At 58.8% G+C, this 21065-nt stretch carries 23 protein-coding genes; all 23 read left to right on the forward strand.

The genetic code is table 11. The annotated features are described in order from the left end of the window. The first annotated feature begins 31 nt into the window (after positions 1-31). The 23 genes from ACOCLD_RS11620 to ACOCLD_RS11730 all read left to right on the forward strand — a co-directional run bounded on the left by ACOCLD_RS11620 (position 32) and on the right by ACOCLD_RS11730 (position 21064). Positions 32-604: a hypothetical protein gene (locus ACOCLD_RS11620; RefSeq protein ID WP_422909263.1), complete on the forward strand. Its 573-nt coding sequence runs from the start codon at positions 32-34 to the stop codon at positions 602-604. Next, positions 604-1215, forward strand: a complete 612-nt coding sequence (gene cobO / locus ACOCLD_RS11625) for a cob(I)yrinic acid a,c-diamide adenosyltransferase (RefSeq protein WP_422909264.1) — start codon at positions 604-606, stop codon at positions 1213-1215. The genes ACOCLD_RS11620 and cobO overlap by 1 nt, the downstream gene beginning before the upstream one ends. Continuing rightward, positions 1216-2517 (forward strand): cobyrinate a,c-diamide synthase, encoded by a 1302-nt coding sequence (locus tag ACOCLD_RS11630; protein ID WP_422909265.1) that lies wholly within the window; start codon positions 1216-1218, stop codon positions 2515-2517. After that, entirely contained in the window at positions 2514-3167 is a 654-nt protein-coding gene (bluB, locus tag ACOCLD_RS11635) for a 5,6-dimethylbenzimidazole synthase (protein ID WP_233684735.1), read from the forward strand. Before ACOCLD_RS11630 ends, bluB begins: the two co-directional genes overlap by 4 nt. Beyond that, entirely contained in the window at positions 3164-3973 is an 810-nt protein-coding gene (locus ACOCLD_RS11640; RefSeq protein ID WP_422909266.1) for a cobalamin-binding protein, read from the forward strand. The genes bluB and ACOCLD_RS11640 overlap by 4 nt, the downstream gene beginning before the upstream one ends. Then, on the forward strand, positions 3970-4878 hold the full coding sequence (gene cbiB, locus ACOCLD_RS11645) for an adenosylcobinamide-phosphate synthase CbiB (protein ID WP_422909267.1): 909 nt from the start codon (positions 3970-3972) through the stop codon (positions 4876-4878). The genes ACOCLD_RS11640 and cbiB overlap by 4 nt, the downstream gene beginning before the upstream one ends. Next, the gene (gene cobD, locus ACOCLD_RS11650) at positions 4871-5863 is read left to right on the forward strand and encodes a threonine-phosphate decarboxylase CobD (RefSeq protein WP_422909268.1); all 993 of its coding nucleotides are present in this window, start codon (positions 4871-4873) and stop codon (positions 5861-5863) included. Before cbiB ends, cobD begins: the two co-directional genes overlap by 8 nt. Further along, positions 5860-7308 (forward strand): cobyric acid synthase, encoded by a 1449-nt coding sequence (locus ACOCLD_RS11655; RefSeq protein ID WP_422909269.1) that lies wholly within the window; start codon positions 5860-5862, stop codon positions 7306-7308. Before cobD ends, ACOCLD_RS11655 begins: the two co-directional genes overlap by 4 nt. A 96-nt stretch (positions 7309-7404) precedes the next feature. Beyond that, on the forward strand, positions 7405-7941 hold the full coding sequence (gene cobU / locus ACOCLD_RS11660) for a bifunctional adenosylcobinamide kinase/adenosylcobinamide-phosphate guanylyltransferase (protein WP_422909270.1): 537 nt from the start codon (positions 7405-7407) through the stop codon (positions 7939-7941). Continuing rightward, positions 7938-8993 carry a nicotinate-nucleotide--dimethylbenzimidazole phosphoribosyltransferase gene (gene cobT, locus ACOCLD_RS11665; protein WP_422909271.1) on the forward strand — a complete coding sequence of 352 codons (1056 nt, stop codon included), beginning with the start codon at positions 7938-7940 and terminating at the stop codon, positions 8991-8993. Before cobU ends, cobT begins: the two co-directional genes overlap by 4 nt. Then, positions 8990-9565: an alpha-ribazole phosphatase family protein gene (gene cobC / locus ACOCLD_RS11670; protein ID WP_422909272.1), complete on the forward strand. Its 576-nt coding sequence runs from the start codon at positions 8990-8992 to the stop codon at positions 9563-9565. The genes cobT and cobC overlap by 4 nt, the downstream gene beginning before the upstream one ends. Beyond that, entirely contained in the window at positions 9562-10287 is a 726-nt protein-coding gene (locus ACOCLD_RS11675) for an adenosylcobinamide-GDP ribazoletransferase (protein WP_422909273.1), read from the forward strand. Before cobC ends, ACOCLD_RS11675 begins: the two co-directional genes overlap by 4 nt. Positions 10288-10408: 121 nt before the next feature. After that, a complete protein-coding gene (locus tag ACOCLD_RS11680; protein WP_422909274.1) occupies positions 10409-11212 on the forward strand; it encodes a hypothetical protein in 804 nt (267 codons plus the stop codon). 167 nt (positions 11213-11379) lie between these two features. Further along, positions 11380-12606 (forward strand): MFS transporter, encoded by a 1227-nt coding sequence (locus ACOCLD_RS11685; protein ID WP_422909275.1) that lies wholly within the window; start codon positions 11380-11382, stop codon positions 12604-12606. Positions 12607-13336: 730 nt separating this feature from the next. Beyond that, the gene (locus tag ACOCLD_RS11690; RefSeq protein ID WP_422909276.1) at positions 13337-15193 is read left to right on the forward strand and encodes a hypothetical protein; all 1857 of its coding nucleotides are present in this window, start codon (positions 13337-13339) and stop codon (positions 15191-15193) included. Beyond that, on the forward strand, positions 15190-15882 hold the full coding sequence (locus ACOCLD_RS11695) for a WbqC family protein (RefSeq protein ID WP_422909277.1): 693 nt from the start codon (positions 15190-15192) through the stop codon (positions 15880-15882). The genes ACOCLD_RS11690 and ACOCLD_RS11695 overlap by 4 nt, the downstream gene beginning before the upstream one ends. Then, on the forward strand, positions 15879-16814 hold the full coding sequence (locus ACOCLD_RS11700; RefSeq protein WP_422909278.1) for a glycosyltransferase family 2 protein: 936 nt from the start codon (positions 15879-15881) through the stop codon (positions 16812-16814). Before ACOCLD_RS11695 ends, ACOCLD_RS11700 begins: the two co-directional genes overlap by 4 nt. After that, positions 16789-17493 (forward strand): class I SAM-dependent methyltransferase, encoded by a 705-nt coding sequence (locus tag ACOCLD_RS11705; RefSeq protein WP_422909279.1) that lies wholly within the window; start codon positions 16789-16791, stop codon positions 17491-17493. The genes ACOCLD_RS11700 and ACOCLD_RS11705 overlap by 26 nt, the downstream gene beginning before the upstream one ends. A 65-nt stretch (positions 17494-17558) precedes the next feature. Next, a complete protein-coding gene (locus ACOCLD_RS11710; protein WP_422909280.1) occupies positions 17559-18461 on the forward strand; it encodes a methyltransferase domain-containing protein in 903 nt (300 codons plus the stop codon). A gap of 6 nt (positions 18462-18467) precedes the next feature. Further along, complete coding sequence (locus tag ACOCLD_RS11715; protein ID WP_422909281.1) at positions 18468-19424, forward strand: hypothetical protein; 957 nt, start codon at positions 18468-18470, stop codon at positions 19422-19424. Continuing rightward, positions 19421-20092: an acetyltransferase gene (locus ACOCLD_RS11720; RefSeq protein ID WP_422909282.1), complete on the forward strand. Its 672-nt coding sequence runs from the start codon at positions 19421-19423 to the stop codon at positions 20090-20092. Before ACOCLD_RS11715 ends, ACOCLD_RS11720 begins: the two co-directional genes overlap by 4 nt. Positions 20093-20094: 2 nt before the next feature. Continuing rightward, on the forward strand, positions 20095-20334 hold the full coding sequence (locus ACOCLD_RS11725; protein ID WP_422909283.1) for an acyl carrier protein: 240 nt from the start codon (positions 20095-20097) through the stop codon (positions 20332-20334). Then, positions 20324-21064: an SDR family NAD(P)-dependent oxidoreductase gene (locus ACOCLD_RS11730; protein ID WP_422909284.1), complete on the forward strand. Its 741-nt coding sequence runs from the start codon at positions 20324-20326 to the stop codon at positions 21062-21064. The genes ACOCLD_RS11725 and ACOCLD_RS11730 overlap by 11 nt, the downstream gene beginning before the upstream one ends. Position 21065: the final 1 nt, after the last annotated feature.

Raw genomic sequence — 21065 nt, forward strand, 5'->3', positions numbered from 1 at the left:
GGCGGGTGGTTTATGACTCAGGAGCAGCTCCATGCCCGTTCTTTCAACCCGTACTCAGGTCCTGATTGGCATCGCCCTGGCGCTGCTGCTGGCCATTACCCGTGGCAATCACTTTGCCACGCTCAACCTGCCCAGCGCGTCCTGGGCGGTGTTCTTCCTGGCGGGCGTGCTGCTGCGCCCGCGTTGGGTCTTTGCCGGGCTGTTTGCCCTGGCCAGTGCCCTGGATTTCTCCATGCTGGCCAGCGGTACGGTCAGTGACTGGTGCCTGTCGCCGGCCTACTGGATGCTGGTGCCGGCTTACGCGACTCTGTGGCTGGCAGGGCGTCTGTATGCCGGCTGGCACCGTGACACCCTGCAGAGCCTGCTGCTGCTGGCTGCGGTGGTAGCGGTCAGTGCATTTCTTTGCAACCTGCTCTCGGGTGGCGGCTTCTACTTCTTCTCCGGGCGCTATCCGGAGCCAAGTCTGGCTGCCTGGTTGCCGCGCATCGCTGAGTACTACCCGCGCTTCCTGTCTTCCATGGCGCTGTATGTCGGCGTGGCCAGTGCGCTGTATATCGCCGTTTGGGCGTTGTTGGGTCAGCGCCGCAGCCTGGATATCAAATAATGACCGAGTCGAACGAGCGTGATGAGCGCCACCGCGCGCGGATGCAGCGCAAGAAAGCCCTGATCGATGAAAAGATCGCCCAGGCCCAGGATGAATACGGCCTGCTACTGGTGCACAGCGGCAACGGCAAGGGCAAGAGCAGCAGTGCCTTCGGCATGGTGGCTCGGGCCCTTGGGCATGGTTTCAAGGTGGGCGTGGTGCAATTCATCAAGGGCGCGGCGAGTACCGGCGAGGAGAGCTTTTTCCGGCGCTTCCCTGATGAGGTCAGCTACCACGTGATGGGCGAGGGCTTTACCTGGGAAACCCAGGATCGCCAGCGTGATATCGACAAGGCCCGTGAAGCCTGGGGCGTGGCGGTGCAGCTGTTGAGCGATCCGGCCATCGGCCTGGTGGTGCTCGATGAGCTGAATATCGCCCTCAAGTACGGTTACCTGGAACTCGACACGGTGCTCGCTGACATCGAAGCGCGGCCGTTGCTGCAGCATGTGGTGGTGACCGGTCGTGGGGCGCTGCCGGGGATGATCGAGGCGGCGGATACCGTCACCGAAATGAGCCTGGTCAAGCATGCGTTCAAGGCTGGGGTGAAGGCGCAGAAGGGAGTGGAGTTCTAGATGGAACGCGCGGCTGCCCGGCAATGCCCGGCTCTGTTGATTGCGGCTCCGGCTTCCGGCCAGGGCAAAACCACCGTGACCGCCGCCCTGGCGCGCCTGCACCGACGTGCCGGGCGCCGGGTACGGGTGTTCAAGTGCGGCCCGGACTTCCTCGATCCGATGATCCTCGCGCGCGCCAGTGGCCAGCCGGTGTACCAGCTGGACCTGTGGATGATCGGTGAGGCGGAAAGCCGTCGCTTGCTCTGGGAAGCGGCGGGTGAGGCGGACCTGATTCTGATCGAAGGGGTGATGGGGCTGTTCGATGGCACGCCATCGGCTGCTGACCTGGCGCGGCGTTTTGCCGTGCCGGTTATGGCTGTGATCGACGGCAGCGCCATGGCGCAGACCTTCGGCGCATTGGCCTATGGCCTGGCCAACTTCCAGCACAACCTGCCGTTCTCCGGGGTGCTGGCCAATCGTGTCGGCAGTGAGCGGCACGCTGAGATGCTGCGTGACAGCCTGTCGCCGGCGATTCGCTGGTATGGCGCCTTGCCGCGCAGTGCGGCTGTGGAACTGCCAAGCCGGCACCTCGGGCTGGTCCAGGCGCAAGAGCTGGAGGACCTCGATACACGTCTGGACGCAGCTGCCGATGCGTTGCTGGCCAGTGCTGGAGAGTTGCTGCCGGAGCCAGTCAGTTTCGCTGCGCCTGCCGCGCTGCAATACCCGCCGCTGCTTGAAGGGGTGCGCATTGGCGTGGCCAGTGACAGCAGCTTTGCCTTTATCTACCAGGCCAACCTGGATTTGCTGCGTCAGATGGGCGCTGAACTGCTGCCGTTTTCACCGGTGCACGATCAGCAGTTGCCGGAGGTCGACAGCCTCTACCTGCCCGGCGGCTACCCCGAGCTGCACCTGGCGCCGCTGGCGGCCAACCAGACGATGCTGGCGGCAATTGCTGCGCACCATGCGGCGGGTAAACCGCTGTTGGCCGAGTGTGGCGGCATGCTCTATCTGCTGCAGTCGCTGACCGACAAGCAGGGTGAGCGTGCCGAACTGGCCGGGCTGTTGCCGGGGCATGCACACTTGCAGACGCGTCTGGCAGCATTGGCCTTGCAGGAAGTAGAGCTGCCAGAAGGCCGTCTGCGCGGGCATACTTACCACCATTCCGTGCTGGACTGTGCCCTTGAGCCGCTGGCGCGTGGCGAATGCCCGAATTACCGGCGCACCGCCGAAGCGGTGTACCGCATCGGTCGGCTGACGGCCTCCTATATCCACTTCTACATGCCGTCCAATCCCCAGGCGGCAGCCGAGTTGTTGTTGCCATGACCGATCACGCCTTCAGCCCCGCAGAACGCGCTGCGGTGTACCGCGCCATCGCCGAGCGCCGCGATATGCGCCACTTCGTCGGTGGTGAGGTGGCTCCGCAGTTGCTTGCGCGTTTGCTGGAGGCGGCGCACCAGGCGCCCAGTGTCGGCTTGATGCAGCCCTGGCGGTTTATCCGCATCACTCGGCCTGCTTTGCGTGAGGCGATCCATGGCCTGGTGGAAGCCGAGCGGGTGCGTACAGCCGAGGCGCTGGGTGAGCGCGCTGATGCGTTTATGCAGCTCAAGGTTGAAGGCATTCGTGACTGCGCCGAGTTGCTGGTGGTGGCCTTGATGGATCAGCGCGAGTCGCACATCTTCGGGCGTCGCACCCTGCCGGAAATGGACCTGGCGTCACTGGCCTGCGCCATCCAGAACCTCTGGCTGGCGGCGCGGGCAGAGGGGTTGGGCCTGGGTTGGGTGTCACTGTTCGAGCCGCAGGCGCTGGCTGCGCTGCTGCACATGCCCAGCGGCAGCAAACCGCTGGCGGTGCTTTGCCTGGGGCCGGTCAGCGAGTTTTACAGCGAGCCGATGCTGGTGCAGCAAGGCTGGGCCACACCCCGGCCATTGGCCGAGTTGCTGTTCGAAAACAGCTGGGGCGAGGCGCAGGCATGAGTGCAGCGAGCAAGGGCCCGCAGCGCATTGTCTGCCTGTCCACGGAAACCTGCGAAACCCTCTATCTGCTGGGTGAGCAGCGGCGCATCGTGGGCATTTCCGGTTTCACCGTGAGGCCGCCCCAGGCGCGCAAGGAAAAGCCCAAGGTCAGCGGCTTTACCACGGCGCGGCTGGACAAGATTCTCGCGGTTCAGCCCGATCTGGTGCTGGGCTACTGTGACCTGCAGGCGGACATCGCCGCCGAGCTGGTTCGCGAAGGCCTGGAGGTGCACCTGTTCAACCAGCGCGATGTCGCCGGCATCCTGCGCATGATCGAAACCCTCGGCGCCCTGGTGCATGCCAGTGCGCGTGCCGAGCAACTGGTGGCTGAGCTGCAGGCTGGTATGCGGCAGATTGCCGAACAGGCCGCGCAACTGCCGCGGCGGCCACGGGTGTATTTCGAAGAGTGGAATGAGCCGCTGATCAGCGGCATTGGCTGGGTCAGTGAGCTGATCGAACTGGCCGGGGGCGAGGACTGCTTTGCTGAGCTGGCGGCTTTCAAGCGCGCGCGCGAGCGGATCATCGCGGATCCGCAAGAGGTCTTGCAGCGTGCGCCGGAGCTGATCATCGGTTCCTGGTGCGGCAAGCGCTTCCGTCCCGAGCAGGTGGCTGCGCGCGAGGGTTGGCAGGCGCTGCCGGCCGTGCGCAACGGCCAGCTGCATGAGATCAAATCAGCAGACATTCTCCAGCCCGGCCCAGCCGCCCTGAGCGATGGCCTGCTTCAGCTGCATACGCTGATCCGTGGCTGTGTGGAGGCTGGCGCATGAGCCTGGCGCTAAGCGCACTGGCTGGTGTGGCACTGGATGCCGTGCTGGGCGAGCCCAAGGGTTGGCACCCGCTGGTGGCGTTCGGTCGTCTGGCCACGCGTATTGAGCAGCGTTTCAACCCCGCAGGTGCCGGTTGGCGCAGCCACGGTGTCACGGCCTGGTGCCTGGCGGTGTTGCCGCTGACCCTGCTGACTTGGCTGCTGAGTGAGATCAGCGGGCTGGGATGGGCCGTGGAGATTATTGCCTTGTACGCCGCCCTCGGCCTGAAAAGCCTAGGCGAGCATGCGCTGCCGGTGGCCCAGGCGCTGCGCCTGGGTGATTTGCGTCTGGCGCGTGAGCGGGTCGGCTATATGGTCAGCCGCAATACCGCGCAGCTGGATGCCACGGGTGTGGCCCGCGCCGGCAGCGAGTCGGTGCTGGAAAATGGCAGCGATGCGGTGTTTGCCGCGCTGTTCTGGTTTCTCCTGGCCGGTGCGCCAGGCGTGGTGCTGTACCGCCTGAGCAATACCCTGGACGCCATGTGGGGGTACCGTAACGAGCGCTTCGAGCGCTTCGGTTGGGCCGCGGCGAAAATCGACGATGCACTCAATTACCTGCCTGCTCGGCTGGTTGCCCTGACCTATGCGGTGTTGGGCAAAACCCTGCTGGCGCTGCATTGCTGGCGCACCCAGGCACCGCTGTGGGACAGTCCCAATGCCGGCCCGGTGATGGCGGCCGGGGCAGGGGCCTTGGGCATCAGCCTGGGCGGCGCGGCGGAATATCACGGTGAGGTGCATGTGCGGCCTGATCTGGGCGCGGGGCCGCCGCCCCAGGCGCGGGATATCGAACGGGCTATCAATCTGGTCTACGGCGGCGTGCTGCTATGGTTGGCGCTGCTGCTTTTCTGGATGCTTTTTTATGCTTGAACATGGTGGCCGCCTACGCGCGGCTTCGCTGCGTTATGGCATTGCCCTGGCGGAGTGGCTGGACCTGTCCACCGGGATTGCGCCCTATGGCTGGCCTTTGCCCGCCATCCCGGCCAGTGCCTGGGCACGCCTGCCCGAACAGCAGGACGGCCTGGAAATCGCCGCACGCGATTACTACGGCGTGGCCAACCTGCTACCGGTGGCCGGCTCGCAAGCGGCGATCCAGGCGTTGCCACGTTTGCTGCGCAACGTCACGGTGGGCATCGTGTCGCCGGCCTATGCCGAGCACGCGGCGGCCTGGCAGCGCGAAGAGCATCGTCTGCTGGAAATCAGCGAAGGGGCGATCGAGCGGGCGCTGGAACGCATTGATGTCTTGCTGCTGGTCAATCCGAACAACCCTACCGGGCGCTGCATTGAACCTGCGCGCTTGCTCGAGTGGCATCGGCGTCTGGCTGAGCGTGGCGGCTGGCTGGTGGTGGACGAGGCGTTTATCGACTGCACTCCGGCATTCAGCCTGGCGGCGTTCAGCGAGCTGCCGGGGCTAATCGTACTGCGCTCGTTCGGCAAATTCTTCGGTTTGGCGGGCATTCGTCTGGGGTTTGTCCTGGCGCAGCCGCAGCTGCTGGCGCAACTGGCCGAGTTACTCGGGCCTTGGACCATCAGTGGGCCGAGCCGGGTGGTGGCCACGGCGTTGTTACAGGACCTGGCCGGCCAGCAGGTGCAGCGTGAACGGCTGCTGGCTGATGGTGAGCGGCTGTTGGCGTTGTTGCTTGAGCATGGCCTGAGCCCAACGGGCGGCTGTGCGCTGTTCCAGTTCTGTTGCACGCCGCAGGCCGCCTTGCTGCATGAGTTTCTCGCCCTGCAAGGCATTCTTACCCGCCTGTTTGAAGCACCGCTGAGCCTGCGTTTCGGCCTGCCGCCCGATGAAGCCGGTTGGCAGCGTTTGCAGCAGGCACTTGCTGCCTTTAGTGGGGAAATTGCATGACCACCCTGATGGTGCAGGGCACCACCTCCGATGCTGGCAAAAGCACCCTGGTGACGGCGCTGTGCCGCTGGCTCAAGCGCCAGGGCGTCAGCGTGGTGCCGTTCAAGCCGCAGAATATGGCACTCAACAGCGCCGTCACCGCCGACGGCGGCGAGATCGGCCGCGCCCAGGCGGTGCAGGCCCAGGCCGCAGGCTTGCCGCCGCACACCGACATGAATCCGGTGCTGCTCAAGCCCAACAGTGACATTGGCGCCCAGGTGATCATCCACGGCCGCGCGCTGAGCAGCATGGATGCAGTGGCTTACCACGATTACAAAAAGGTGGCGATGCAGGCGGTGCTGCAATCACACCAGCGCCTCAGCGCCGCTTATCCGGTGGTGATGGTCGAGGGTGCCGGCTCGCCAGCGGAGATCAATCTGCGCGCCGGCGATATCGCCAACATGGGCTTTGCCGAGGCGGTTGATTGCCCGGTGATCCTGATTGCCGATATCGACAAGGGCGGGGTATTTGCCCATCTGGTCGGCACCCTGGCATTGCTTTCCGAGAGCGAACAGGCGCGGGTGCAGGGTTTTGTGATCAACCGCTTTCGCGGCGATATCGCGCTGCTGCAACCGGGTCTGGATTGGCTGGAGCAGCGCACCGGCAAACCGGTATTGGGGGTCTTGCCCTACCTGATGGATTTTCACCTGGAAGCCGAGGATGCCATCGACACGCGCCAGAGCGCCAAGGCGGCCGAGCGGATCAAGGTGGTGGTGCCGGTGCTGCCGCGTATCAGCAACCACACCGATTTCGATCCGCTGCGCCTGCACCCGCAAGTTGAACTGACCTTTGTCGGGCCTGGCCAGGCGATTCCGGCGGCTGACCTGATCATCCTGCCCGGCTCGAAAAGCGTGCGCGCTGACTTGGCGTTTCTGCGTGAGCAGGGTTGGCCAGACGCTATCGCCAGGCACCTGCGTTACGGTGGCAAGCTGATGGGTATCTGCGGCGGGCTGCAGATGCTCGGTACGCAGATCGATGATCCGCATGGTCTGGAGGGGGCGGCGGGCTCAAGCCCAGGGTTGGGTCTGCTGGATTTCCGCACGGTGCTGGAACCGGAGAAGCAGCTGCGCAACGTACGCGGCCAGCTGTGCCTGGAGAATGCCCCGGTCAGCGGTTACGAGATTCATGCCGGAGTTAGCACAGGCGCTGGTCTGAACGCGGCCGTGCGGCTGGATGATGGTCGCGTCGATGGCGGCCTGAGCAGCGATGGCCAGGTGCTTGGCACCTATCTGCATGGCCTGTTTGAAACCCCAGAGGCCTGCAGCGCCTTGCTGCGCTGGGCTGGGTTGCGCGAGGTGCAGACGGTGGATTACCACGCCTTGCGTGAGCGTGATATCGAGCGTCTGGCCGATCTGGTCGAGGCGCATCTGGATACACAAAGGTTGCGCGGACTATGCGGTCTGTAGCCCGGATGCAATCCGGGGCAGCGCAGCGTCGGATTAATCGCTCCCGGATTACATCCGGGCTACGGGTTGTGTGCAGTATTTGCACAAAGGTGAAGCATGCATGAACTGATTCTCGGCGGTGCCCGTTCCGGCAAGAGCCGTCTGGCCGAGCGGCTGGCGGATGAGTCTGGCCTGGCAGTGACCTATATCGCCACCAGCCAGCCGTTGGATGGTGAGATGAGCGCGCGTATTCGCCATCACCAGGAACGCCGGCCGCCGCATTGGGGCCTGGTGGAAGAACCGCTGGCGCTGGCGCGGGTGTTGCATGAACAGGCCGCTGCGGATAAATGCCTGCTGATTGATTGCCTGACCCTGTGGCTGACCAATCTGTTGATGCAAGACGATGAGGCGCGACTGCAAGCCGAGCGCGATGCACTGCTCGGCTGCCTGGCGAGCCTGCCGGGGCGGATTATTCTGGTCAGCAATGAAACCGGCTTGGGTGTGGTGCCGTTGGGCGAGTTGACCCGGCGTTATGTCGATGAGGCGGGCTGGTTGCATCAGGCCCTGGCCGAGCGTTGCCAGCGCGTGCTGTTCTGCGTCGCCGGCTTGCCGATGCGGCTCAAGGGCGCAGCGTTGGAAGGAGAGAGGTTATGAGTTTGCAATGGTGGCAGGGCCCCTGCCAGCCCCTGGATCATGTGGCCCGCCACAAGGCGCTGGCGCGTCAGCAGCAACTCACCAAGCCTGCCGGCTCGCTCGGTCAACTGGAACGCCTGGCGATTCAGTTGGCCGCTCTGCAGGGCCGTGAGCGACCGAGTGTGGCGCAGGTGGCCATCAGCATTTTTGCCGGCGATCACGGCATTGTCGCCGAGGGCGTTTCGGCCTTTCCCCAGGCGGTCACCGGGCAGATGCTGCGCAACTTCGTCGCGGGTGGTGCCGCCATCAGCGTGCTGGCCCGGCAGCTGAATGCCACGCTGGAGGTGATTGACCTGGGTACCGCCTTGCCGCTGGAACCGCTGCCAGGGGTGCGCCATCTGCATGTCGGCGCCGGTACGCAGAACTTCCTGCAAGGCCCGGCCATGACCCCGGCGCAATTGCTGATCGCCCTGGAAGCCGGCCGCGACAGCCTGCTGCGTGCTCAGCAGAGCGGCTGCGAGCTGTTTATCGGCGGGGAGATGGGTATCGGCAATACCACCGCCGCCACCGCCCTGGCGTGCTGGTTGCTGGACTGCCCGGCGGCCGAGTTGGTCGGCCCCGGCACAGGGCTGGATGCCACGGGGGTGGCGCATAAGGCGCAGGTGGTCGAAGCAGGGTTGCTGCTGCATCGTTCCTCTATCGCTGAGCCGATGCAGGCCTTGCAGGCCTTTGCGGGCTTCGAGATGGCGGCACTGGCTGGCGCTTATCTGGCCTGTGCGCAGCAGGGCATCGTGGCGTTGGTTGATGGTTTTATCTGCACGGTGGCGGCATTGCTCGCTGTGCGGCTCAACCCGGCTTGTCGCGAGTGGATGCTGTTTGCCCATCGCGGCGCCGAACCTGGCCACCAGCGCGTGCTCCAGGCGCTGCAGGCCGAACCGCTGCTTGATCTGGGCCTGCGTCTGGGCGAGGGCAGTGGCGCGGCTTTGGCGCTGCCGCTGTTGCAGCTGGCCTGCAGCCTGCACAACGACATGGCCACCTTTGCCGAGGCGGCCGTGGCCGAGCGCCCGCAATGACGGTCTATCTGGAGCTGCTGCGCCACGGCGAAACCGAACTGGGCGGCGGCCTGCGCGGCAGCACGGACGATGCTCTGACTGCAACCGGCTGGGCGCAGTTGCGCACGGCGGTGGCTGATGGAAGTCGCTGGGATCGGCTGGTCAGCTCGCCCTTGCAGCGTTGTGCACGCTTTGCCGAAGAGCTGGCCGCGCAGCACGGCGTGCCGCTCCGTCTTGAGCCCGATCTACAGGAACTGCATTTCGGTGCGTGGGAAGGGCGCAGCACCGCCGAATTGATGCAGACCAGTGCAGAAGACTTGGGCCGTTTCTGGAACGATCCTTATGGCTTTACTCCGCCTGAAGGCGAACCGCTGCTGGCATTCGAGGCGCGGGTGCTTGGTGCGCTGCAGCGCTTGCAGGCACGCCATGCCGGCGAGCGCCTGCTGTTGGTGACTCATGGTGGGGTGATCCGCTTGCTGCTGGCACGCGCCCGTGGTCTGCCGCGCAATGATCTGCTGCAGGTAGCGGTCGGCCATGCCGAGCGCTATCAGCTGCGCCTGGATGAACAGGGGCAGCTGTGGGAGCGCGCATGACGTCCTGGTGGATTGCCCTGCAATTTCTTACCCGCCTGCCGGTGACCCTGGCCGGCATGCCGACGCCTGAGCAGGTCGGCCGCTCGCTGCTGTTCTACCCGCTGGTGGGGCTGCTGATCGGCCTGTTGTTGCTTGCCGCGCAACACCTGCTGGGCGATAGCGCGGTGCTGCTGCAGGCAGCGTTGTTGCTGGCGCTGTGGGTGGGCATCAGCGGCGGCCTGCATCTGGATGGCCTGGCGGATAGCGCCGATGCCTGGGTTGGCGGCTTCGGCGATAAACAACGCACCCTGGACATCATGAAGGACCCGCGCAGCGGGCCGATTGCCGTGGTGGTGCTGGTACTGCTGCTGCTGCTCAAGTTTGCTGCGCTGGTGGCCTTGCTGGAGAGCGGCTCTGGGTTACTGCTGGTGCTGGTGCCCTGGCTGGCGCGCTGTCTGCTGCCGCTGTTGTTTATGACCACGCCCTATGTGCGCGCTGGCGGCCTCGGTCAGGCGTTGGCCGAGCATCTGCCGCGCCGGCAACTGCCATGGGTGTTGGCTATCAATGCCTTGGCCATGCTGTTGTTCGGCTGGTCGGCGCTGCTGGCCTTGTTGGTCGCCGGCGGCGTGTTTATCTGGCTGCGCAACTTGATGCGCAAACGTCTGGATGGCACCACCGGTGATACCGCCGGAGCTCTGCTGGAAATAGCCGAGTGCGCGGTGCTGTTGGCTTTGGCCTGCTAGCGTGTATGGACCACAAGGCACAGCAGGGATGGACATGGGGTGTAGGTGGTTTTACTCGACGCTGGTGACGGTTCTGCTTGGGGGCGTGCCCTGCGCGGGCGCCGTTCAGGCCGAGGAGCTGGTGTGGGTCGTTGCCCCGATACCCGGCGCCTTCAATGTGCGTGACGGTGAAGTGGTTGATGGCGTGCTGTTCGAGGTCATGCAATTGCTGGCAGCACGCCTGCCTGAGTTGCAGATGCGTTATGAAGTATTACCCATGGCCCGGGTTGAACAACGCATGAGCGAGCAGGGTGAGCTGTGCAGCAGTGGCCAACTGCAGAGTCCCGAGCGCGACCAGCTGGGCTACTTCATTCCGTATGTGGCGAGCACGCCGATCCATATGCTGGTGCGGCGGCAGACCCTGGAGCAACTGCTGATCGAAGACGGCCAGGTCAGCCTCGATTGGCTATTCGGTAATCCTTATTTGCGAGGGGCTTTGGCCAAGAGTCGGGTCTACCCCGCGCCGATTCGTGATCGTCTACGCAAGGCGCACGCCGAAGGCCGCATTCCTGAGCTAGGCGGCAGCCTGGCGGGGGAGAACCTGCTGCTGATGGTCAGTCATCACCGTTTGGACTATGCCTTTGATTACCCGCTGGTCTACACCGAGGTAATGCGCCATTTCAGCCTCAGTGATGCGCTGGTCAGCGTACCGTTGCGCGAGAACGCTGAACTGGTGACGGTGGGCATCTATTGCTCACGCACGCCCTGGGGCGCGCAGATGGCTCGGCGCCTCGATCAAGCGATTCGCCAGGTTTCCGCCGCGCCCGCCAGCACACTGGCGATCTACCAGCGTTGGCTGCCGCCTGAGGTGTACAGCCACTACCACGAGCAGTTGCTGGCGTTCTTCGCCCAGCGCGCCAGTGCCGCGCCGCTGCGGTTCGATTAGCCGGTCTTTAGCCAATGGTCGGCTTGCCAGCTTGTTCAGCTCAAGGTGCAATCTGTAGCACTGGATTGCCGAACAGCTGTAGCTGTCGTGTGAGCGGGTAGCGGTATATACCTGCGCCCTATTGCCGATTTCTCGATAAGCGGGTCGCTGCCCGTAAAGGACAACCTATGACTTCGTTATGGCGCACCAGTGGCTGGTTGATGCTGGGCGCATCGCTGGTTCTGGCGCTGTCGCTGGGTATTCGCCATGGCTTTGGCCTGTTCCTGCCGCCGATGAGCGCCGAGTTCGGCTGGGGTCGTGAGGTATTTGCCTTCGCCATCGCCCTGCAGAACCTGATCTGGGGCCTGACCCAGCCGTTTACCGGCGCTTTGGCTGATCGTTTCGGCGCCAAACGCACGGTGATTGTCGGCGGCGTGCTGTACGCCATCGGCCTGCTGTGCATGGGCCTGGCTGATTCGCCCTTGAGCCTGTCGCTGAGCGCCGGGCTGCTGATCGGTATTGGTTTGTCCGGCACCTCGTTCTCGGTGATTCTCGGGGCAGTGGGGCGCGCCGTGCCCGCGGATAAACGCAGCATGGCCATGGGGATTGCGGCGGCGGCTGGCTCGTTCGGTCAGTTCGCCATGTTGCCCGGTACCCTGGGTCTGTTGAGTTGGCTGGGCTGGTCGGTGGCGTTGATGGCGCTGGGCCTGCTGGTGGCGCTGATCATACCGCTGGCGGCGATGCTCAAGGACACGCCGCTGCCGCTCACCGGTCAGGAGCAGAGCCTCGGTGAGGCCTTGCGTGAGGCCTGCAGCCATTCCGGTTTCTGGCTGTTGGCATTGGGCTTTTTCGTCTGTGGCTTTCAGGTGGTGTTTATCGGCGTACACCTGCCGGCCTACCTGGTCGATCAGCATCTGCCTGCGCTGGTCGGCACTACGGTGCTGGCGCTGGTGGGCCTGTTCAATATCTTTGGCACCTATATCGCCGGCTGGCTGGGCGGGCGGATGTCCAAACCGCGCCTGCTCAGCGCGCTGTACCTGGCGCGGGCGGTGGTGATTGTGGCGTTTATCCTGACGCCGTTGAGCGTTTGGAGCGCCTACGCCTTTGGCGTGGCGATGGGCTTGCTATGGCTGTCCACGGTGCCGCTGACCAACGGCACCGTGGCGACCCTGTTTGGCGTGCGCAACCTGTCGATGCTGGGCGGTATCGTCTTTCTGTTCCACCAGCTGGGGGCTTTTCTTGGCGGCTGGATGGGCGGCTATCTGTATGACCATACCGGCAGTTATGATCTGGTCTGGCAGATTGCTGTATTGCTCAGCTTGTTGGCGGCTGCGCTGAACTGGCCGGTGCGCGAGCAGCCGGTGGCGCGGCTGCGCAATCAGGGGGTTACAGTATGTTCCGCGAACATTACCTGAGTGCTATGGTGGTGTTACTTGGGCTGCTCTGCCTAGGATTGCTGTTGTGGGCCTGGCACCAGAGTGGGCTGGCTTTTTTGGGGTTGGGTATGGGGTTATGCTGAGCAAGCAGCAGAGCCTTTCGAGGCTGAGGTCATTAGAATGATTTGGATCTTGAAGTGACGCAGCAGCATCCGCAGACCGAAGTGACGTACGATCAATCTGCCGCCATGTGGCGGTCGCGAGTTGAGTGACTGTATCCATGTCGATCAGGCCATCTCCTGTGTGATGCCAAGCCGCTACACAATAGGGGGAGTATGAAAATAGAGCAGGCAGTGCAACCACACGAGAAAAATTGCTGGAAGCCATATGCGCTGACTACTCATGTGCTAAAGAATATCTGTTGCGCCCCTATGTGCCTGAGACAGTTGGCAGTGTTGGTCGCGGTATGTTCGAGCGTGGTCTTGCACCACTAACGCATCGCCAGAGACCGCTCGATATACTCACTAGTGCCCGTTTCCACAGACGTGCCAGACTGTTGGAGTGCGTGAAAAGCCTGATCAAACTGTTGGTCTGTGGTTCTCGGGACTCAGATAACTTCTTCTTGAAGATTAAGGCTGCCTTTCCTAGACAAAGCGCGATGAGCAAATTTTTCTTGGTGTATTACGAGGTGGCCGATGCGATATACTCCATGGGCCATATCGACTACTTATGCATCGCCGTGTAACCATAGACAGTGAAAGTTGAGAAAATGAGCAGTGCGCTAAATTTTTTAAATAAAAATAACCAAGAGATTTTGAGTTATTTCATGCGGCATGTATTGACTATGCTCTGTGCAATTGGCACGTTAATTCTCATTGGTTGGCTTGTAAAGTTTAGTAATTATGGTATCGACTTTACTGATGAAAGCTTTTATCTGGTATGGATTTCGAATCCGTTTATTTATGATGTGTCTGTGAGTCAATTCGGATTCATTTATTATCCGATTTATAGCTTGTTAGATGGTGATATTGCTGCTCTTCGGAAAGCAAATATTTTGATCACCTTTGGTCTTGCGTGGCTTTTATGTTGTGTGCTTCTTGCTTCGCTCGCGCCAGAGGTCAAAAAAAAATCTGCTGTACTTCCTGTAGCGGCTGCAGGACTGGCGACCAGCTCTTTTCTTTTTTTTGATTCTTGGTTGCCCACGCCAAGTTATAACAGTCTGGCGTTGCAAGCGCTGCTGACCACTTCCACGGGCTTGGTTCTGGCTGAAAAGGCTGCGGATCGTGCAAGTATCGTCGGTTGGTTATTGATAGGCGTTGGCGGTTGGCTTGCCTTCATGGCAAAGCCAAGCACGGCAGCTGCTCTAGCGGTTGGCGTGTTTTTCTATCTGTTGCTTTCGCGAAAGTTATCAGTACAAATGCTTGCGCTTGCAGTGGCAGGCGCCACTGTTCTTTTGCTAACAAGCGCATTAATAATAGATGGCTCTGTTTTCCGTTTTGTGGAGCGTCTCCGGCTAGGGGTTGAATTTGGCAAGCATTTGGCGGGTGGTCACACATTGACTCAGATTTTGCGTGTTGATGATTTTTTTATGTATGAAAGGTTTAATCATGCAATATTGTTGGTTTTTAGTGTGTTGTTTGTTGCGCTGTGGTGTATGTGGGTTGGTAGTAAGAAATTGTCCTATGTAGGTCTGATTTTTTCTGGTTTTTTTTTCTTGATTACTTCGGTGCTTGTTTTTGGCCCGGCTCAACCAGCCGTAAATTTCGGGATTTTTAGGGGGTTTCTGATTTTTGGATTGGTCTATGCGGCTGTGTTTGCTGTTTTGGTCTTTGGTCGCGTCAAGGTGCTGGTAACTATTTCGGCATCACAGTGGGCTATTGCGCTTATTTTCTTGATGATGCCTCATATCTATGCATTTGGCACAAACGGTAACTATTGGCAGGCTGGCGGTTATGCAGCCATTTTTTGGCTGCTTGCAGGGCTAACCCTGTTTGGTTCATTGATTCGAGAGCGTGCTTCATGGTTTTTAGTGCTGCCGCTAGCGCTTGGCGCTCAAGCTGTCACGGCCGCTCTTTTACAAGCAGGATTCGAGCAACCCTATCGTCAGCCCCAGCCTTTGAGGCTTAACGCGTCCATTCTTGATATAGGCCCGCAAAGAGCGGAGTTAGTTCTTTCTGAGGGTTATTTCGAATATTTCGCTAGCGCCATGGCAATTACAAAAGCGGCTGGCTTCGAAACAAATACGCCAGTGATTGACCTGTCTGGACAGTCCCCGGGAATTCTCTATGCATTTGGCGCTGAAAATATAGGTCAAGCATGGACTGTGGGGGGATATCCAGGCAGTTTGAGACTTGCACAAGCGGCGTTAGATCGCACGCCTTGTTGGAAAATTGCGAGTGCTTGGGTACTGTTCGAGCCAGATGGCCCGCGTAGCATTTCGGTGGAGCTAATGACTGGTTTAGGGGCTAATTTTCCATGGGGCTATGAATACGTTGGGGCGTGGCAGACAGCAGACGGTGCTGGCGGGTATGCGTACCCCCGTACTCAGAAACTATACAAACCTCTCGAGCCTCAACAAACAATGGTGACTTGTCAGATGCTACGCATGAAGAAGGTGGCGCAGTGAAAAAAGTCGCTATCGTCCAGTCCAACTATATACCGTGGAAAGGTTATTTTGACATGATCGCCTCTGTGGATGAGTTCATCCTGTACGACGACATGCAGTACACACGTCGTGACTGGCGTAATCGAAACCAGATTAAGACCCCGCATGGGGTTCAGTGGCTCACTGTGCCTGTTTTGGTAAAGGGAAAATATCACCAGAAAATTCGCGAGACAGAAATCGATGGCACTAATTGGGTAGCAGCTCATTGGAAAACATTGGAGCAGAACTACCGTCGTGCACCATATTTCGCTGAAATTGCTTCATGGTTGGAGCCCCTCTATCTTGCAGAGTCCTTTGTTAATATTTCACAATTAAATCGATTTTTCATTGAGGCTATCTGCACTTATCTAGGAATCAAAACAATAATAACCAATTCATGGGACTACACTTTGCTTGAGGGGAGAACTGAGCGCCTTGCCGACCTTTGCATGCAGGCAGGTGGTACTGAATATATATCAGGGCCAGCAGCCAGAGACTATGTTGACGAAAAAATATTTTTTGAGTCAGGTATCAAACTTACTTGGTTTGATTACGCAGAATACCCAGAGTATCCCCAGCTTTGGGGTGAGTTTGCACATGGTGTCACTATCCTTGACCTTTTGTTCAATTGCGGTAGGGATGCGCCGCGCTACATGAGGTATGTGGCATGAAGCTTTCGATCGTTGCAACTCTTTATCAGTCTGCACCTTACATCAAGGAGTTTTATGTCAGGATGAGTGCTGCGGCTAGAGAGTTGGTTGGTGAGAAATTTGAAATAGTCCTAGTAAACGATGGGTCGCCTGATAATAGTTTAGATTTGGCCATCAAACTTACAGAGCAGGATCCCCGCATTGTTGTTGTTGACTTGTCGCGCAACTTTGGTCATCACAAAGCAATGCTTGCTGGGTTGGCGCAGGCGTGCGGCGAATATATCTTCCTCATCGACAGTGATCTGGAGGAGGAGCCTGAATGGCTAGCTGAATTTGCCTCAACCATGGCGGCAGAGTCTGCGGACGTAGTCTATGGCGTGCAAGAGGTTCGCAAGGGCAACTGGTTTGAACGCTGGAGCGGCGAGCTTTATTATAAGGTCTTCAATTATCTCGCTAACATTGATCATCCACGCAATATAGTTACCGCGCGATTGATGTCACGTCGCTATGTTGATGCATTACTACGCTTTCGTGAACGCGAAATGGTTATTTCATGCCTTTGGGTCATAACTGGCTTCAAGCAGTGCGCGCGAATCGTGAAGAAGCACATGCACAGTGCCACTACCTATAGTCTGGCCAAGAAGATCGGGCATGCGACCAACGCCATAACCTCGTTCAGCGAAGTTCCGCTGCGAATGATCTTCTACACAGGTCTTATTATCTTCGCCTGCGCGCTGACCTATGCGGGTTATCTCGTTTTTCATAAGCTGATTCTTTCCTCTCCTATGGACGGCTGGACCTCTGTGATGGTCTCCATATGGCTACTCGGCGGCATGAGTATCTCGTTCTTAGGGCTGATCGGGATCTACCTTTCTAAGGTCTTCTCTGAAACCAAGCAGAGGCCTTCCATAATTGTAAGGGAAATTTATGGCCAATCTTCTTCCTCCGATTGACAGCAGTTATGAACAGTTTTACGCCCAGCGTGCAGGTCTGCGGGTCTATCCCACTGAGTTCGTTGTACGCACTTTTTTAGCGAACTACCCTGGCCTGGTGTTTCAAAAACCGGTAGCCGGCGATCGAGTGCTTGACATTGCTTTCGGCGACGGGCGCAACACTGTATTCCTTTGCGAGCAGGGTTACGAGGTGAGCGGAATTGAGATTACGGAGGGAATCGTTCGGCAGACCAGTGAGCGCTTAGCAAAACTGGGTCACAAGGCCGACCTCCGAGTGGGTCGTAACAGCCGTATTCCGTTCGATGATAACCATTTCGATCATGTCCTGGCCTGCCACTGCTGTTACTACTGTGACGAAGATGAAAGCTTTGCTGACAACATGAAAGAATATGCTCGGGTGATGAAACCAGGAGGATGGCTAGTAGCCTCAGTAGCCTGTCGTGAATCCTATATCTTCAAGGACGCCATACCGCAGGAGGATGGCTCGTTACGCATACATGCAGACCCTTATGGCAACCGCGATGGTTATCGACTGCATGCATTCTCCAGCAAAGATCAGGTCAAGACCTACCTCACGCCCTGGTTTGAACATTTTTCCTTCGGTTTTGCGAATAACGACTACTACGGCGTCTCTGAACGCCTGTTTTGGGTCGTGTGTCAGAAAAGAGAGAGCTTATGAGTAGTAGTTATTCCTATCGCTGTCCCACTTGCGCTTGCAGCCCCCTAATCCAGGGTGGCAATGGGATGGCATGCCCTAACGGTCATTTTTTTGCATATGCCAACGATACTGATGTGCCGGTGTTCGCCAGCGAGCCTGAGGGCAGTAACGAGTATTCGCAGGAGAATGCTGCTGAGTTTCACGACAACGCGTTGCGTTGGGTCTTTAACACTTTTCAGGCGGATGAAGACGTTCTGCGCGAACGACTCATCGCTCGTATCGGTCTCATGGCCGGCGAGCGTGTGCTGATTACTGGTGCAGGCGCGGGCAATGACTTGCCTTACTTGGTCCGTGCGCTTGGGGGCAAGGGAGAGGTCTATGTGCAAGACATCGCTAAGGAAATGTTGCTGGCAGGTGTGTCTCGCTACAAATCAGGACTGGAAGGCTCTGGCGTTGCGCTTCACTTTTCTGTAAGCGACGCCACTAACCTGCCATTTAATGACGGTTTCTTCGATGCGGCCTACCACTTTGGCGGCATAAACTTGTTTCCTGACATTGCAAAAGGCATTGCCGAGATGAACCGAGTGGTGAAGTCAGGTGGGAGCATCGTTATCGGCGACGAAGGGCTGGCGCCCTGGCTGGTGGGCACCGAATTGGGCAGAATGCTGATCAATAACAATGCTCTTTATGCCTGCACGGCTCCTCTAGAGGCCTTACCTGCGACGGTTCGTGACGTGAAGCTGAGTTGGGAGCTCAGTAATTGCTTCTATGTAATTGAGTTTCAGGCTAGTACCGAGCCGTTACCGATTGATATTGACGTTCCCCACATTGGCAAGCGAGGCGGTACCATTCGCAGCCGTTACTTCGGTCGTATGGAAGGCGTGACCCCAGAATTACGCGACCGGATCTACGAAGAGGCGGAGCGTCGTGGAGTGAGCCGTGTAGCTTTCCTCGAATCGGCGCTTCGCGCAGCGCTAGACAGAGAGTGACTTGACATGATAGCGCTCAATTCTTTTGTGGCTCGCGGTCAGCCGTTTCCTTGGCGAAAGATGGGCTTGGTTTTTGAGCCGCAGGGCAACGATTTCTCGCACGGCTCGCACCCGTGCGCGGTTCATATCGATGGTGATCGCTTCGTGCTTGCATTTACGCGCAGGGATAAAAATCAGCGCTCCCATATCTTTCTCTGCAACGCCATCGTTTCCGATGGTCGTTTGGAGCTGCTGGGCACCCCTAAGCTAGCAATGTTGCCAGGTGAACCTTGTCACTTCGACTGCGATGGCGTAATCAGCGTGTGCTTCGTGAAACATGGTGGTTCCATCTACCTTTATTACGTCGGCTGGCAGAATCTACCCGAAGGTTTATGGGTATGCGACACGGGGCGGGCAAAGCTTGACGAAGGTGAACTTACGCTGACGCGCGAGTTCCTAGGGCCAGTACTGGGTCGCGATAAGAATAATCCTTTGTTTGCAGCAGCTACAGCTTTCCACGTGTCGGGTGATCTATGGCAGACCTGGTACAACTCTGGTGTCCGCTGGGAAAAGACTGCACAGGGCTGGAAACATCACTACGGCATTCACTACGCACATTCGCATAATGGACTGGATTGGATCTGTCGCCCAGGGATGTGTCTTCCGTTTGCAGACGAGTACGAATACGCTTTTGGGCGGCCAAGCGTGATCCGTCGTGAAGACACCTATTTTATGTGGTATGCCCATCGCGCAACTAAGACCATTGATACTTACCGTATTGGCTTTGCTTCTTCGGTAGACGGCCACAGTTGGCAGCGCAACGATCATCTCTCGGGCATTGATGTCTCTCCCTTTGGCTGGGACTGCGAGATGATCTGCTACCCCTGTGTGTTTGAGCACCGGGGCAGGGTGTACATGCTTTATAACGGCAATGGTTATGGTAAGACCGGTTTTGGTTTGGCCGTGATGGAGGAAATGCTATGAAGAAAATTTTCTTGGCTGGCAACGCTATCACTGCCGAAATCCTTTCTAGCTACCTGTCTCAGGACATGCGTTACGAGGTTGTAGGGTTTACCACTGATGATGAATTCGCTGCGCAGGGTACTGTAAGTGGCTATCGAACAGTGGCTTTCTCCAAAGTGCAGGGCGTCTTCTCGCCGGACACCCACAGTGTGATCATGGCTATGGGCTATAACGACTTGAATCGGGCTCGAGAGAGCATGTTTGTTCGCCTTAAGGCTTTGGGTTACGACGTGGAGACCTATACCCATCCCGATGCTCGGATATACACCGACCATCCCGTGGGTGAAGGCAGCGTAGTGCTGCCTGGCGCGATCATTGAGCCGAGTGCCTGCGTAGGTGCTAACTGCATAGTATGGAGTAACGTTACGTTAGCGCACCACTGTAGAGTGGATGACCACTGTTGGGTGGCTGCGGGGGCCGTGGTCTCCGGGCAGGCTAAGGTGCAGCGCAACACTTTTCTGGGTGTTAACTGCACCGTAGTTAATGCTGTCACGGTAGGAGAATTTAACGTTATTGGCGCGGGCGCTATGATCTCGCGAGATACCAAGCCCCATTCAGTTTACTTGGCGCGCTCTGCTGAGCCTTTCCGCTACTCGTCGGATGATTACGTTAAACATTTCGGGATTTAAATGTGAACAAAAAATTTACAGAAGTGCTCGCGGAGGTTTTCGGGCTGCGCGTCGCCGATATCCAACCTGGGCTCCAGAAGTGTGATGTCGGTACATGGGACTCTCTCAAGCAAATGGATCTAGTGATGTCCTTGGAGCGGCAATACGACATCGCATTGGACATCCCTGACATAGTGCGGATGGTTTCGGTTGCCGAGATTATTGCCGTACTCCAAGATAAGGGCGTGGACCTTGGAAGTTAAAGGTGCCGTCGCACTTGTGACTGGAGGGGCGCAGGGCCTCGGCTTGGCAATCGCTCGTCGGTTGGCGGGTGAGGGGGCTATCGTGGTAGTTGCCGACCGTAATGAAGATGCGCTTGCCAACCTGCCGCCGGGGCTGGAGCGCGTAACCATGGACGTCACCAGTCCCGAGCAGGTCCAGGAAGTGGTTGCAGGCATAATGGCGAGCCATGGGCGCGTGGATATTCTTGTCAATAATGCCGGCGTAATCTTCAGCGAGCCTTTCGTCAATGTCATGAATCCAGCAGGTATCATGCATGACTATGCTCGCTTTCGTGCCTCGCTTGCTGTCAATCTCGATTCTGTATTTATCGTCACTGCCGCAGTGGTGGAGTACATGGTTAAGCTCAGAACTAAGGGTGCCATCGTCAATATTAGTTCAGTAAGCGCTTGTGGCAACGAAGGTCAAACGGCTTACTCGGCGGCTAAAGCGGGTGTCAATGCCATGACAATTACTTGGGCAAAGGAGCTCGGTCGATGGGGCATACGCTCTAATGCGGTGGCCCCGGGCTTTATTGGGACTGACTCCACGCGTCATTCTTTGAGCGAGACCGTTCTTAAGCATATCCAGGGGAATACGCCGTTGCGTCGGCTTGGGCAGGCCGATGAGGTTGCCCAGGCGGTGATCGCGTTGATTGAGAATGACTTCATTAATGGAGCTGTCCTCGATGTCAATGGAGGTCTGAGGATCTGAC

The sequence above is a fragment of the Pseudomonas cimarronensis genome (genome assembly GCF_049331905.1).
GTDB lineage: Bacteria > Pseudomonadota > Gammaproteobacteria > Pseudomonadales > Pseudomonadaceae > Aquipseudomonas.

Excerpts from the sequence above, each read along its gene's own strand:
- ACOCLD_RS11620 (WP_422909263.1), top strand. The coding sequence starts at position 32 with ATGCCCGTTCTTTCAACCCGTACTCAGGTCCTGATTGGCATCGCCCTG.
- cobO (WP_422909264.1), top strand. The coding sequence starts at position 604 with ATGACCGAGTCGAACGAGCGTGATGAGCGCCACCGCGCGCGGATGCAG.
- ACOCLD_RS11630 (WP_422909265.1), top strand. The coding sequence starts at position 1,216 with ATGGAACGCGCGGCTGCCCGGCAATGCCCGGCTCTGTTGATTGCGGCT.
- bluB (WP_233684735.1), top strand. The coding sequence starts at position 2,514 with ATGACCGATCACGCCTTCAGCCCCGCAGAACGCGCTGCGGTGTACCGC.
- ACOCLD_RS11640 (WP_422909266.1), top strand. The coding sequence starts at position 3,164 with ATGAGTGCAGCGAGCAAGGGCCCGCAGCGCATTGTCTGCCTGTCCACG.
- cbiB (WP_422909267.1), top strand. The coding sequence starts at position 3,970 with ATGAGCCTGGCGCTAAGCGCACTGGCTGGTGTGGCACTGGATGCCGTG.
- cobD (WP_422909268.1), top strand. The coding sequence starts at position 4,871 with ATGCTTGAACATGGTGGCCGCCTACGCGCGGCTTCGCTGCGTTATGGC.
- ACOCLD_RS11655 (WP_422909269.1), top strand. The coding sequence starts at position 5,860 with ATGACCACCCTGATGGTGCAGGGCACCACCTCCGATGCTGGCAAAAGC.
- cobU (WP_422909270.1), top strand. The coding sequence starts at position 7,405 with ATGCATGAACTGATTCTCGGCGGTGCCCGTTCCGGCAAGAGCCGTCTG.
- cobT (WP_422909271.1), top strand. The coding sequence starts at position 7,938 with ATGAGTTTGCAATGGTGGCAGGGCCCCTGCCAGCCCCTGGATCATGTG.
- cobC (WP_422909272.1), top strand. The coding sequence starts at position 8,990 with ATGACGGTCTATCTGGAGCTGCTGCGCCACGGCGAAACCGAACTGGGC.
- ACOCLD_RS11675 (WP_422909273.1), top strand. The coding sequence starts at position 9,562 with ATGACGTCCTGGTGGATTGCCCTGCAATTTCTTACCCGCCTGCCGGTG.
- ACOCLD_RS11685 (WP_422909275.1), top strand. The coding sequence starts at position 11,380 with ATGACTTCGTTATGGCGCACCAGTGGCTGGTTGATGCTGGGCGCATCG.
- ACOCLD_RS11690 (WP_422909276.1), top strand. The coding sequence starts at position 13,337 with ATGAGCAGTGCGCTAAATTTTTTAAATAAAAATAACCAAGAGATTTTG.
- ACOCLD_RS11700 (WP_422909278.1), top strand. The coding sequence starts at position 15,879 with ATGAAGCTTTCGATCGTTGCAACTCTTTATCAGTCTGCACCTTACATC.
- ACOCLD_RS11705 (WP_422909279.1), top strand. The coding sequence starts at position 16,789 with ATGGCCAATCTTCTTCCTCCGATTGACAGCAGTTATGAACAGTTTTAC.
- ACOCLD_RS11710 (WP_422909280.1), top strand. The coding sequence starts at position 17,559 with ATGGCATGCCCTAACGGTCATTTTTTTGCATATGCCAACGATACTGAT.
- ACOCLD_RS11715 (WP_422909281.1), top strand. The coding sequence starts at position 18,468 with ATGATAGCGCTCAATTCTTTTGTGGCTCGCGGTCAGCCGTTTCCTTGG.
- ACOCLD_RS11720 (WP_422909282.1), top strand. The coding sequence starts at position 19,421 with ATGAAGAAAATTTTCTTGGCTGGCAACGCTATCACTGCCGAAATCCTT.